Below are 12,631 nucleotides of genomic sequence, written 5' to 3' on the forward strand. Positions count from 1 at the left end.
TCTTTATTTCGTCTTCAATTGATCTGTCGCAAAAAACAGTCTTGTTTGATGACGACGAATCCAGGCACGCAAAAAAATCCTGCAGGCTCAATAGAAATGAACCCTTCTTCGTAACTGACGGCAAAGGATGTCTGGTTAAAGCTGTCTTCGGTGACAAAGAAAGAAAACATTCAAACCTGTCGAGAATAACTGAGATAATCGATACATCTGATTTTCCGGAGAAGAAAATCGCATTGACGGTGGCCTGTTCGGTTGTAGACGGAAAGAGATTCGAAGATGTGGTCTCAAAAACAACAGAAGTCGGAGCGAGCGAGATCCAGCCGATAATATCGGACAGATCGCAGAAATTTGTCCTCAAAGCGGACAGGCTTTTTAAAATAGCTGTTTCCGCCATAAAACAATCAGGAAGAGTTTATCTTCCTGAAATAAGGAGACCGATCACTCTTTCTGATTTTCTGCGCCGGCGCTCATTCGTTCCAAACGAATGCTGTTACATGGAAAAAGAGAACTGCGGAAAAAAAAATAACGACATGAGCTCCGTCAGAGTCATTTTAATCGGTCCCGAGGGCGGATGGACTGACGAAGAGATCGAATTGTTCTGCCGAAACGGTTTCAGACGGCTTTCTTTGGGATTTACAACATTGCGAGTCGAAACAGCAGCGACAATAGGCACTGCCCTGGCAATAGACGCACAAATAAATTCAAAGGGATTGAAGTGAAAAAAAAGATTGCGATCGTATCCGGGACCAGACCAAACATAGTAAAAATCGCTCCTCTTCTGAAGCAACATCTGTCTTCTTACGAACATCTTATTGACATCGAGCTTTTTCACACGGGTCAGCATTATGACTTCTCAATGCACGGAACTTTTTTCGAAGATTTTTCACTTCCTCTTCCCGATCACATATTTGAAATCCGGGACATGAAAACATCTGCACAGATAGGCGCAGTGATGACTGAGCTCGAAAAAGCTTTCGAGAAAAAAAATCCGGACGCGGTTCTGGTCGTAGGAGACGTCAATTCGACTTTAGCCGCCGCGATCACTTCGTCGAAAATGGGCATTTTTCTTGTGCACCTCGAAGCCGGAGTCAGATCTTTCGACATGTCTATGACTGAAGAACAGAACAGGGTGGTAGTCGATTTGCTGGCCGATTTACTGCTCTCGCCAACGAAAACTGCTGTTTTCAATCTCGAAAAACAGGGGATCTCGAAATCCTCGGTAAAGCTCGTCGGCAACATTCTGGCAGAATCTCTTCTCAAATTCAATCATAAGGACTCCGAAAGGGAAAATTTTGGATTGATGACGCTTCACAGGCCTTTCAATGTAGACGACGAGCAAAATCTTGAAAGAATCATTTTAACCATAGGAAAAAACACGGATGTTCCCGTGATTTTCCCCGTTCATCCGAGAACTGCAAAAAACATTATTAACATTGATATCCCCGAAAATATACGTATTTCAGAACCGATGTCTTACTCAGAATTCATAGGGTCACTGTCTAAATGTGCTTTTGTTATTACAGATTCGGGCGGAGTTCAAACCGAAGCGACCATTCTCAAAACGCCCTGTGTCACTTTGAGAAAAAACTCAGAATGGCCCGAAACAATCGAAACCGGAACCAACGTCCTTTTGGAAGATCCGTCAGGTATAAAGGTCGCGCTCAAAGAAGCTTCGCAAAAATCCCTGTCAGCGACACTTCCACTGTTCTGGGACGGTGAAGTGTCGCGAAGAATATGGGAATCGGTTATCGCGGCTCTGTAATATAATTTTCTACTGCAGAACGCCGCCTTTTCCCTTGAGCAGATTCTGAATTTCCGTGTGACCGGCCTCCTCGGCGTAATACAGCGGTGTGTGCTGTTCGTCGTTTTTCAAGTTAACATGAGCCCCGGCGGACAAAAGAGATTCAACAATGTCCGCATGTCCGTACTGTGAAGCGTAATGAAGAGGCGTCCACTGTTTTACGTTTCTGACGTCGACGTCGGCTCCGTTTTCAATCAGGATTTTAACCGTTTCCGCGTATCCTTCCGCGGCGGCGAGATGTAAGGGGGCTACAGCAGAATCACCCCTGGCTATGCTGTTGACATCAGCTCCGGATTCCAAAAGCAATGATATTATTCCACTTTCACCATTGAAGGCTGCTAAATGCAACGGAGTCCAGTAACCGACGACAATTTCGTCTATTGAAGTTTTTCCCTCAGCGCTGATTTTTGCCCCTGATTCCAATAGCAGCTTCACTATGTCCGCGTATCCTTCTCTGGCGGCATAATGCAGAGGTGTCCAGCCGTTTTCTTTTTCTGCGTTAACGTCGGCGCCTTTGGCGATGAGTTCTTTGACAACGAGCAGATGTCCGTAGTTAGAAGCCATATGAAGCGGCGTGACTCCGTTGTAATCCGAAATATCCACAGCCGCTCCGCTCATTATAAGCTCCTGAACAGCTATCAGGTTGCCGTATTCCGAAGCGGCAAAAAGAGGCGTTTCACCGAATTCGTTCCTGGCATTCACGCTTGCCCCTCTATCCAGATAAAGACTGATCACTTCAAAATATCCTCCTCTGGCGACCAGATGAAGAGGTGTGTCTCCGGAATCGCTCCAGACACGCGAGTTAACATCGGATCCTCTGTCGAGAAGCAGTTTTGAAACCTCGTATCTGCCGTTGTATGCGGCCAAATGAAGAGACGTCCAATATCCCGCTGTGTTTTCGTCGACCGATGTTTTTCCTCTCAACGTCAGGTCTGCACCAGAATTTATAAGCATGACAACGATGTCCTGGTATCCTTCTCTCGTGGCATAATGAAGAGGAGTCCAACCCCACTCGTCTTGGGAGTTTACGTCGGCGCCTGCGCTCAAAAGCTCTTGTGCTATCGATGTTTCACCTTCATCCGCGGCCATTCTCAAAGCGTAACCGTATCTCTCTTTGCCTTCAGGATAAGAAGAAACGTCGTAGAGATTGTTCATCCATTCGTTCGTTTCCTGACTGATTCTCACGCCGCATGAAAAACAGGCGAAGACAATGATAGCAAGCGGCAGAAACTTCAACGAGAGATTTTTTTTCATACGTCAGCCTCCTTTTTTCCAGTCTGTACTTTTTTTTTATTATACTATATTCACTCTTAAAAAATAACAGATTAAGCATAGATTGTTTTTTTTTTTGGCGGGTTTTATAATCTAGACTAAACATTTCAGGAGGGCGGATGAAATACAAGGCGAGGAAAATAATAAAAAAAATCGAACCGTACGTGCCCGGGAAACCTCTGGAAGAAGTCGCGCGACAGCTCGGGATAAAAGATGAAATCGTGAAACTGGCATCAAACGAAAATCCCCTCGGACCCTCGCCGGTAGCTGTTCAGTGCATAAGAGAAATTTTGAACGACCTGAATTATTATCCTGACGATAATGTTTACTATCTCAAGGAAAAGCTATCTTCTATTTACGACATTCCTCACAATTGCATCACAGTGACAAACGGCAGCGCAGAGCTTATAGTTCTTGCTATCATGAGCCATCTTGACAAAATGCACGGTATTGTGATGGGTTGGCCGTGTTTCATAATCCCTAAAATAGCCTCCTGTTTTGTTGAAGCGCCTGTCAAGTCAATACCTGTGAAGAATAACTACTGTCACGACTTCGAGACCATGATCTCTTCAGTAGACGGAAAGACCAGAATCCTTTACCTGGACAATCCCACCAATCCTCTGGGCACAATGCTTGATCCCGATGAAATTGATCATCTTTTGAAAAAAACGCCTGATCACGTTCTCGTCATGCTTGATCAGGCATACGAGGATTATCTCCCTGAAGAACTGAAAATCCCTGTCAAATCACTGTTAGAGAAAAGAGAGAATCTTCTGATCCTGAGAACCTTTTCAAAAATATACGGACTTGCCGGCCTGAGAATAGGATACGGGATATCTAACTCACAGATTGCAGAAAACATATCCAAAGTCAGAGTTCCTTTCAACGTCAATTCCCTGGCCCAGAAAGCGGCGATTCACGCCCTCGACGACTTGGATCACATAAGAAAATCAAAGTCTCTCAACGATGAAGAAACCCGCTTCCTTTCGTCAGAACTTAAAAACAGAAAATTCGAAGTTCTCGATTACTTCGCTAATTTTATCACTTTCAACTTTGGAGATGACGTTTCCGACGTCTTTTCACACCTTCAAAAAAAAGGAGTTATAACAAGACCTTTGAAATCATACAAAATCAGTAATTTGCTGAGAGTGACAACCGGCACGAGAAGGCAGGACGAGAAATTTCTTGCTGCTCTCGATAATTTCAAATCATGAGCGTTTTCCTCGAAATACTAAAAGCAGTCGGAAAAATACTACTGTTTTCAGCCGCCGGAGTCGTTGGTTTTTATCTGATATACAGAATTTTAAAATACTTTTTTTTCAGAGCCGTCAATCTTCCGAAAAAAATATGGAAGGACTTGTCGGCAATCGGTTTTTTTGCTTTTTCTCTTTATGTGCTCACAGCTTTTGTTTCAAATTCGTTTTTTGCCGAAAAAAACTTGTCGGGATTCTTCGGCAAATGGATTTCATCCTGGTGTTTTTATTTGTTCGGCTGGCAATCGTATGTCTTTCTTGCCGCATTGTTTATTTTGGCTTGGAAATTATGCGCAAACGCATGGTCCCAACAAAGCCAAAAAAGTGACAGCCGAATATACGCTTTGACAGCTTTCCTGATCACGACAGCATTTACATCCATGTCTATACTGGGAATGTTCAAAATTCCCGGCAAGAAACCGGTTGACAATTATACGGACTATCTCGCTTCAGGACAGCTGGGACAAATCATAGCTGACTACGGAACGGCGTTTTTAGGCAGGACGGGCTTTGTCCTCACAGTTCTTATATTTTTTCTGACAACATCAGTGCTCGCTACGGGTTTCGACGCCGTTAAAATCTTTTTTTTAATCAAGAAATTATTGATCTTTGCAAACAAAAGATTTAAAAAATACCCCGTTAAGAAAAAAAGAGAGAAACATAATCTAAAGACAACGGGCAATGTTTCTAAAACAGAACCGGCTCCTCATTTAATAAAAAATCCCCCTGCGGAACAAACCGAAGATATCCCGGACGAGCAAATCAGTTTCGAACCTGGCGACTACGGAGATTTTATAGACAATGCTTTCCAGGATAGGATAATGTCCCTATTCGACGAACAGAGTACCGGGGACGCTACTCCTCCGGCTCCGGAGAATAAACTCGCCGCAGCTCTCGAAAGTAAACTCGCGGATTTCAACATCATAGGCAAAGTCACAAACGTCGAAACCGGTCCGGTTATAACAACTTTGGAATATCTTCCCGAACCGGGTATAAAACTCTCGAAAATCAGCAGCCTTTCAGACGACATGGCAATGGCTATGCACGCAGAAAAAGTCAGAATAGTCGCCCCGATACCTGGAAAGTCAGTCGTAGGTTTCGAAATACCTAACAAGTCCAAATCGACAGTCTATCTCAAATCCATATTGCTCGACCAGTCTTTCCAAACCAGCCCGCAAGCACTGACCATAGCACTTGGCGTGACAACCTCTAACCAGCCGACAGTCGCGGACCTCTCCCAGATGCCCCATCTGCTGGTTGCCGGAACAACAGGCAGCGGCAAGAGTGTCTGCATCAATTCGATCATTTGTTCTCTGATTTCACGCATTTCACCGAAAAATCTGAGATTCATACTCATTGACCCCAAACGTATTGAACTATCAATATACAATGGCATTCCCCACCTCGTAAGACCTGTAATAGTTGAACCGAAACACGCTCCCCAGATACTCAATTCCCTTATAAACTGGATGGATTTACGCTACAAGGATTTTGGAAAACTGGGCGTCCGCAATATAACGGCTTACAACAAAAAAGCGCCGGCTGATCAGAGCAAACCTTACATTGTGGCTGTCATAGACGAACTGGCCGATTTGATGATGACGACAGGAAAAATAGTCGAGGACAGTTTAATCAGACTGGCGCAGATGTCTCGGGCAGTCGGGATACACCTGATTCTTGCAACTCAAAGACCTTCTGTCAACGTGATAACGGGTTTAATCAAGGCTAATTTTCCTGCGAGGATAGCTTTCAAGACCTCTTCCCAGATAGATTCACGGACGATTCTCGACGGTCCCGGTGCGGAAAAACTTCTGGGCAAAGGAGACATGCTTTTTTCTTCACCCGGAATGGGCGACGTCGTCAGGCTTCATGGGGCTTACCTGAGCACTGAAGAGGCAAGAAGAATTGTAAAGTTTTGGGCCCGCAATCATCTCGAAAAAACACTCCGCGGAAAAATCAGGCATTTTTCAAAGATAGCGGAACTGGCGGTTCGTGAAGATTCAGTGCTCGATGCTATAACTGATCCTGAGCAAACCCCGGGAGCCGAAGAAATTCTGGAAAGATTTGTCTTTTCAGCCGCAAGACTCACGGGCGCTGAAAAAGAATCCATTGCTGAAGCCCTGTCTTCCATAAATTATTATCCGACAGTAAAGGAACAGGAAGAATCCCCGTTGCCGGATTTCTATCCCGAAGAAATCGAGACCTCGGATACCGGCGTAGACGGCCTTGATACTCTATACGAGCAGGCTAAAGAATTCGTTCTTCGCACCAGGGTAGCCTCTGTTTCTGCGATTCAGAGGCATTTTAAAGTCGGTTACGCGAGAGCCGGCAGAATTATTGATCAGCTGGAAAACAACGGAATCGTGGGTCCGCATCAAGGTTCAAAATCGCGAGATGTATTCACTGAAAAGGAGTTCAAATGATATTTTTTATTTTTTTACTAGGATTTTCTCCGGTGACGGATTCATTTTTCGGTTATCTCGGAAAAATCGATTATTTTTCGTCCGAATACGAAGAGACTGTTTACGATTCTCTGACAGAATCAGAATTCGTCTTCAGAGGCAGAATATACCTTTCGAGACCGAGCTTTTTCAGGATGAACGTGACATATCCGGAAATTCAAACTCTGATTTGTGACGGAGATTTCCTTTTGGTGGACATACCGTCTGACGAGAACAGGCTCTTAATACCCCTTGACGACCCTCAGGCAAATTTACCGAGACCGGAAAAATTCATCTTCGGTACGCCGGAAGAATTCCGCGAGACTGGCGTCGTCGGGAACGATTCCACGACACTCATCAGCCTTGTACCCGTGTCAGAAAACGACTATTTCAAGAAAGTCGAAATCACTTTTGTCACAGGAAAAATGACAATTTTGAGTCTTAAAATATTCACGGAAGACTATGGCGTCAGGTTTATGAAGTTTAGTCCCGGCACTCAGAGTTTTTCGCCCCTCAATGATTCTCTATTCAGGATTTAAACCTTTTCGGGTTTTTCTCCGTCTAAATTAGTGTTAAATTGATGGAGAATGAAATCGACTTTGATAATATCTACAAATCGCTTTGGCCGAAGATTTACAGGATTTGCCACCGGTTCGTCGGGGAAACTGAAGCCTACGACATGGCTCAGGAGGCTTTTTTGAAATTTTACAGGGCAAAAGCTAAATTCAGAGGGGAAAGCTCCTACTACACTTACATATACAGGATAGCCGTTAATTTATGCCTTGACAGACTGAAAAAAGAAAGCAGATTAGCCTCCATCGAAACTTTCGGAAATTTACTCGTAGATAAAAAATCAGAAAAAGAGGATCCTCTGATATCTAAAAGGATAGCGGAAGCGTTCGGATCACTCTCAAAACAGAGAAAAGCAGTCATTGTTCTTAGAATCCTCGAAGGGCTGTCCATCAGAGAGACCGCGGGCATTATGAACATATCTGAAGGTGCCGTTAAATCTCACCTTTTTCTGGCGGTCAGGGAAATGAGCAAAAAACTGGATTCATTGCGATCGGAGATCAAAAATGTTTGAAAAATGCTCCGAATTCAAACAATCTCTTTACGAATTTTCTTTCAGGGAAATACCAGAAGATGACTTGAAATTATTTTTAGCCCACGCTGAAAAATGCCCCTCGTGTAAATCCGAATACGAAAAAGTGATCCGGATTTTTGACGTCTTGAACAGGATTTCCTCTCCCGGAGTAATTCCGGAACCTGTTTTCGTGAAACCGCCAGAAAAAAAGTCTCTTTCCCGCGGAGTTTTCGGCAGATTTCTCGCGGCCGCGGCACTGCTCTCTTTCATTGCTTTTTTCGTTTTCATAGAAAAGAATTCAATAGTGATAGAGAACGAAAAAATGAAAGAAGTCAACTCTGCAATGTACGATATTTCAGGAGTTTCCGATGAAGAACTATACGAGTACGCCGATTACGAACAAAGGTTTTTTCAGGCTGAAAGCTTGTATTATTCAGAAGAAGACATTTATTTTCTTCTCGGATCACTGGAAGCCGAAGAATTCGGTCTTCTCAACAAAACACTCAAAAATAAATTTTTACTAAAAACTGCCGTCGGAGGGCTTTTATGAAAATATTTACCTGTTTAATGCTCCTTTTTTCTTCCTCGCTTTTCTCTCAGAGAGAACACCACATGAGGGACTTTGAAGCCATAAGACTTTGGGAGATGGCTCAGCACCTGGAATTGACAGAAGAACAGATGGCGTCAATTATCCGGATCCACAGGGAAAATTCCGAGCTTTTGTCTCAAATGCATTCGAGAAGGTCTGAATTAATCGAGGATTTGAAAAAAGAAATCTCACTGAACAGCAGGGACGAAAATATTCTTTCGCTCGTGGCAGAGATAACTGACATCGACTTGACTTTTCAGGAAATTAGGGAAAAAGAAAGAGAAAACATGTTCACAGTTCTCACACCCGTCCAAAAAGGCAAATTTTACATTTTCCAGGTCGAATTTGCAAAACGGGTCAGGGAACATTTGAGCGAGCCGAGATGATTTATTCATCCCTTCTTTCTTTGTAGTCTCTTCTGTCTTTTTCGTCAGTTTTGCCTTTTTCGACAATATTCCTGAAATCGTTTTCATCGACCAATTTTCTTCTTTGTTCTGTTCTCGCATCCATCAGGAATTCGGACACGATTATTTTTCTGACTTCGAATTCAGATTGCTCTATCTCGACAAAATCATTCATCTTCAATCCCAGAAGCTTCTCTCCCAGCGGAGAAAGATATGAAATGATCCCTGATTCCGGGTCCGAATCCCAGGGTCCCAGTATGGTAATGTTTTTTTCTTTTTCTCCGCTTTGCAGAAAGACAGTGGTTCCTATTGAGACTTTATCTGTATCAATCATGCCCTCGTCAATGACACGTGTTTTAGAAAGCTGGTCTTCAAGATCCGAGATTTTACCCGCGATCTCGCGGTGTTTCGCTCTGGCCGCGTGATACTCAAAATTTTCGGACAGATCACCCATCGCCGCCGTCCTCCTTATCTCTTCGACAATAGCGGGCAGGGTGTCATAAAGAAGTTTGTCCCGAAGCGACTGTCTTTTGAAAAAAGAACTCTTTGAAACGTACACGGCTTTATCGCCGGAAGCCTGGGCTTCGTCTGAAACCACTACTTCGGGTCTGAGCCTGATCAGTTTCGTCCTTATCTCGCTCTTTTGAACAGGATTGAAAGCTGAGGAATCGCTGACCCAATTTACAATAAGTTTTGCCTGAGGCAAAAGTGCTTCGTCAACGGCGTTTTTAATTATTTCGTAATCATTTTTCTTTAACAATTGTCTGACCTTAACAATGATCTTTTTGTTTCTTTCGGAGTTTTCTGAGGAACTTTTTTCAGTCAATTTGAAAATCCACTCTGTCAGATTTTCGTCAGACGGTATTCGGTCGGGTAAAATAACTTCGCCGCTTTTTACTTTCTCTGCCGCCCACAGCAAGGCTTCCGGCGATTCGAAAGGTCTTTCAAAAATATATGCCATGTCTTCTGCCCTGGTTTCAACGGGCAAGGAGTCTCTGAACCCGAAAGCCTTTGCGCAAAGAATCTGCTTCCGCAGACCTTCGTCAATTCTCGAAGAGCTTGTTAGGTTTCTGATTAACTTTTCCTTCAAATCTGTTTTGACCGAACTTTCGATTATCTCTAAAACTTCCATATCGCTCATTTGGCCGAAATCCAATTCCGTCAACTCGAATTTCTTGAAGTACTTTTGTAATTCAACAGACAAATAATGGAACTTCAACCTGGTTAGAGCCGAAGCTTTTTCAAGTTCACATTTCACGGCGAAAAAGTACTCTGAAGCTTTTTTCTCGTTTTCTTCCGTTGCGCCTTCTTTTTTCACCAACTGGAGAAAACTCGTCAATTTCCTGTAATGAGATTCGATGTCGCCGTCGTAAACGAAATCCTTATCGTTGCTTTGTTTTTTTTTCTTCTGTTTTTTAATTAAAATGAATTTACCCCCCTTTCCTCCGGCAGAATAATCAATGAAAGCGTCGTTTTTAATTCTGTCTCTCGAAGAGTTCCACCACGAGTCTTTTATTCCGAGACTGCTGGAGATATCTTTTTTCATATCCTGGCCGAAAGCCTGGCCTGAAAAGCTTTTCAGATACATTTTTACAACTTGGACGGGATCTTCTTTTATAAGCGCCAAAAGTTTTTCTTTTTGAGTTTTTGTAACTACCGTCCAGTGATCGTCGTTGAGAGGTTCAATTATTTTTTCAGCGCCACCAAGATTCATCACGTGACCTTTTTTGTTTTCAAAGTCTATCACAAGTTCGTCCTGATACGGGATCATTTCCCTTACCCGGCCCAAACCCCACGAATCGTGAAAAACCCATTTTCCTTCATCGTACCTGAGTATTTCCTGAAGCTTGTCGAGAACTGAAGTGACGTCTTTTCTAGAATGAACGTTCAGTTCCTCAAGAAAATATTCAAGATGCCGGCAATTTTTAAATTTCTCTCTCAGGCAAATCAGCAGATTTTTTCTTACTTCTTCACAAGGATTTATCTTCCAGCAAAATGCGAGTATTTTTTCCATTTCCTTCCAAAGTGACATTTTTTTGTAAACTTCGATCACGTGAAACACCCAATCGTAAGCCGTTCTACTTTTCCCCGAATTCGATAACCTCTCGGCCCATTTTGATATTTTCTCATAATCAAACCAACCATTTTCAGTCATTTGCAGAAAAATTTCTTCTGCTTCGGCGTCTCTTTTTTCAGAGATTAGTTCATCTATCACCTGTTCTTTCATTTCGTCGGATTTGTCCGACAGCTCCATAAGTCTAAGGACGACGTCGCCTTTTTTTACTTCGGTTGCCAGAAGCCTTTTCAGAAACGCCAGTTCGTTATCACGATCCCCTGCCTGTTTTGCCTGCTCTGCGAGAAATCTAAGGCAAGTTCTGTTCTCTTCGGTTTTAAGCACTTTTTTACAGAATTCACAGGCTTCAGGAATTTTATCGTCTTTTTTGAATTCTTCAAGTTTTTCGGCTATGTTCTCATCCATTTTGCCCTCACAGACAGTTTTCAAGAAGTTTGAGCATTTCTTTTTTGTAAGCCTCTACCCCCGGCTGATTGAAAGCGTTGACCCCCAGGAACTGCGAACTGAAAGCGGCAGAGAACATTAAAAAAGCAAAAAGATCTCCCAGGCTGTTTTCATCGCTTTTTTCAACAGTAATCTCAAGGACAGGTCTTCCGCTTTTTTCGTGAGCGCTTTTTGTTCCGTTTTTTGCCTGTTCGTTTATCCACGAAAGCTGTTTCCCGGCAATATAATCGAGTTTGTCATTTATCTCAAGAACGGGGACTTCGAATTGGAAATCGTTTTTCACGTAAAAGAAAGTTTCGAACAGTTCCTTCCTTCCGTCCTGAATATACTGACCGAGTGAATGAAGGTCCCTGGTGCAATGGATCGTAGAAGGAAATATGCCTTTGGAGTCTTTGCCTTCACATTCTCCGAAAAGTTGCTGCCACCACAAACCCAAATAATTGCTCCTCTCCTGCCACGTGACAAACAGCTCGTTCAGAAAGCCCATCATCAACAGATTGAATCTCGCGAAAGAATACACCATCGCAGGATTTCGAGCGAATTCAAGATTGGTATATCTGTCTCTTCCCTTGCGGAACGATTCTGAAAAAGCTTCAATGTCGGCTCCGGCTATAGCAAGTGGGAGAAGACCGACAGGTGTTATGACCGAAAATCTTCCTCCTATATCGTCCGGAACAGAAAATGTTTTCCAATTATTTTCTGTCGCCATTTTTTTTAAAACACCCCTGGATGAGTCTGTAATTGCAGTGACGTGAACACTGTTGCCCCGATCTTTCGACAACTCGCTCAAAAATATCCTCAGTGAAACAGAAGGTTCAATAGTTGTTCCCGACTTGCTTATAACTATAAGGGCGGTCCTGTTTTTCTTTACATCACCCAGCAGTTTTATGTAAGTGTCCGGCGAAAGATTATACCCGCAAAAACTGATATCGGGACCGCCGTCTTTGCAAAGAAAATCCAACGACGCTTTTGAGCCCAGATAAGAACCTCCCACACCCAGGATCACTACTTTTTCGAATTTATCCCGTATTTGTTCCGAATGTTCGACAATGTCTTTTTTCAGGAGATCAGACATTTTACAATCCATCCATCCTGTGTACTGAGATCCCGGGATTTTTCTTGTTATCACAGAAAGAATGTTCCTGCAATATCCGTCCGAAGCATTGAATACCTCGTTCAATCTGGATAGCACCGCATTTGAGCCCAAAGATAATTCTACCATTTTGTCTCCGATGATTTTTTTTTAAAATCGTTGGCTTTTACAGTTTT

11 protein-coding genes are annotated in these 12,631 nt (G+C 43.1%); 8 read left to right on the top strand and 3 right to left on the bottom strand.

The genetic code is table 11. The features are described 5' to 3' along the window. The first annotated feature begins 41 nt into the window (after positions 1-41). Positions 42-719 carry a 16S rRNA (uracil(1498)-N(3))-methyltransferase gene (locus JXL83_02975; protein ID MBN2363075.1) on the top strand — a complete coding sequence of 226 codons (678 nt, stop codon included), beginning with the start codon at positions 42-44 and terminating at the stop codon, positions 717-719. Next, complete coding sequence (wecB, locus tag JXL83_02980) at positions 716-1,762, top strand: UDP-N-acetylglucosamine 2-epimerase (non-hydrolyzing) (protein ID MBN2363076.1); 1,047 nt, start codon at positions 716-718, stop codon at positions 1,760-1,762. Before JXL83_02975 ends, wecB begins: the two co-directional genes overlap by 4 nt. A gap of 9 nt (positions 1,763-1,771) precedes the next feature. Here wecB and JXL83_02985 read toward each other — a convergent pair whose 3' ends face one another. Then, positions 1,772-3,055, bottom strand: coding sequence for an ankyrin repeat domain-containing protein (locus tag JXL83_02985; GenBank protein MBN2363077.1), 1,284 nt, complete (start codon positions 3,053-3,055; stop codon positions 1,772-1,774). Positions 3,056-3,192: 137 nt separating this feature from the next. On the opposite strand from JXL83_02985, the gene hisC reads away from it, so the two are divergent. Genes hisC through JXL83_03015 form a run of 6 tightly spaced genes read left to right on the top strand, consistent with a single transcriptional unit; the run spans position 3,193 to position 8,826 of the window. Beyond that, complete coding sequence (hisC, locus tag JXL83_02990; protein MBN2363078.1) at positions 3,193-4,287, top strand: histidinol-phosphate transaminase; 1,095 nt, start codon at positions 3,193-3,195, stop codon at positions 4,285-4,287. Beyond that, complete coding sequence (locus JXL83_02995) at positions 4,284-6,749, top strand: DNA translocase FtsK 4TM domain-containing protein (protein ID MBN2363079.1); 2,466 nt, start codon at positions 4,284-4,286, stop codon at positions 6,747-6,749. The genes hisC and JXL83_02995 overlap by 4 nt, the downstream gene beginning before the upstream one ends. Beyond that, on the top strand, positions 6,746-7,306 hold the full coding sequence (locus JXL83_03000) for an outer membrane lipoprotein carrier protein LolA (protein MBN2363080.1): 561 nt from the start codon (positions 6,746-6,748) through the stop codon (positions 7,304-7,306). The genes JXL83_02995 and JXL83_03000 overlap by 4 nt, the downstream gene beginning before the upstream one ends. 41 nt (positions 7,307-7,347) lie before the next feature. Next, positions 7,348-7,851: an RNA polymerase sigma factor gene (locus tag JXL83_03005; GenBank protein ID MBN2363081.1), complete on the top strand. Its 504-nt coding sequence runs from the start codon at positions 7,348-7,350 to the stop codon at positions 7,849-7,851. After that, positions 7,844-8,401 (top strand): hypothetical protein, encoded by a 558-nt coding sequence (locus JXL83_03010; GenBank protein MBN2363082.1) that lies wholly within the window; start codon positions 7,844-7,846, stop codon positions 8,399-8,401. Before JXL83_03005 ends, JXL83_03010 begins: the two co-directional genes overlap by 8 nt. Further along, complete coding sequence (locus tag JXL83_03015) at positions 8,398-8,826, top strand: hypothetical protein (GenBank protein ID MBN2363083.1); 429 nt, start codon at positions 8,398-8,400, stop codon at positions 8,824-8,826. The genes JXL83_03010 and JXL83_03015 overlap by 4 nt, the downstream gene beginning before the upstream one ends. 1 nt (position 8,827) lies before the next feature. Here the strand turns inward: JXL83_03015 and JXL83_03020 are convergent, their stop codons facing one another. Together JXL83_03020 and JXL83_03025 are read right to left on the bottom strand one after the other, a co-directional pair. Continuing rightward, positions 8,828-11,323, bottom strand: a complete 2,496-nt coding sequence (locus JXL83_03020; GenBank protein ID MBN2363084.1) for a GreA/GreB family elongation factor — start codon at positions 11,321-11,323, stop codon at positions 8,828-8,830. A 7-nt stretch (positions 11,324-11,330) separates the two neighbouring features. After that, positions 11,331-12,584 (bottom strand): glucose-6-phosphate isomerase, encoded by a 1,254-nt coding sequence (locus tag JXL83_03025; protein MBN2363085.1) that lies wholly within the window; start codon positions 12,582-12,584, stop codon positions 11,331-11,333. Positions 12,585-12,631: the final 47 nt, after the last annotated feature.

This window comes from candidate division WOR-3 bacterium (assembly GCA_016934535.1).
Classification (GTDB): Bacteria; SDB-A; SDB-A; order SDB-A; family SDB-A; genus JAFGIG01.

Excerpts from the sequence above, each read along its gene's own strand:
- JXL83_02985 (MBN2363077.1), bottom strand. The coding sequence starts at position 3,055 with ATGAAAAAAAATCTCTCGTTGAAGTTTCTGCCGCTTGCTATCATTGTC.
- hisC (MBN2363078.1), top strand. The coding sequence starts at position 3,193 with ATGAAATACAAGGCGAGGAAAATAATAAAAAAAATCGAACCGTACGTG.
- JXL83_02995 (MBN2363079.1), top strand. The coding sequence starts at position 4,284 with ATGAGCGTTTTCCTCGAAATACTAAAAGCAGTCGGAAAAATACTACTG.
- JXL83_03000 (MBN2363080.1), top strand. The coding sequence starts at position 6,746 with ATGATATTTTTTATTTTTTTACTAGGATTTTCTCCGGTGACGGATTCA.
- JXL83_03005 (MBN2363081.1), top strand. The coding sequence starts at position 7,348 with ATGGAGAATGAAATCGACTTTGATAATATCTACAAATCGCTTTGGCCG.
- JXL83_03010 (MBN2363082.1), top strand. The coding sequence starts at position 7,844 with ATGTTTGAAAAATGCTCCGAATTCAAACAATCTCTTTACGAATTTTCT.
- JXL83_03015 (MBN2363083.1), top strand. The coding sequence starts at position 8,398 with ATGAAAATATTTACCTGTTTAATGCTCCTTTTTTCTTCCTCGCTTTTC.
- JXL83_03020 (MBN2363084.1), bottom strand. The coding sequence starts at position 11,323 with ATGGATGAGAACATAGCCGAAAAACTTGAAGAATTCAAAAAAGACGAT.
- JXL83_03025 (MBN2363085.1), bottom strand. The coding sequence starts at position 12,584 with ATGGTAGAATTATCTTTGGGCTCAAATGCGGTGCTATCCAGATTGAAC.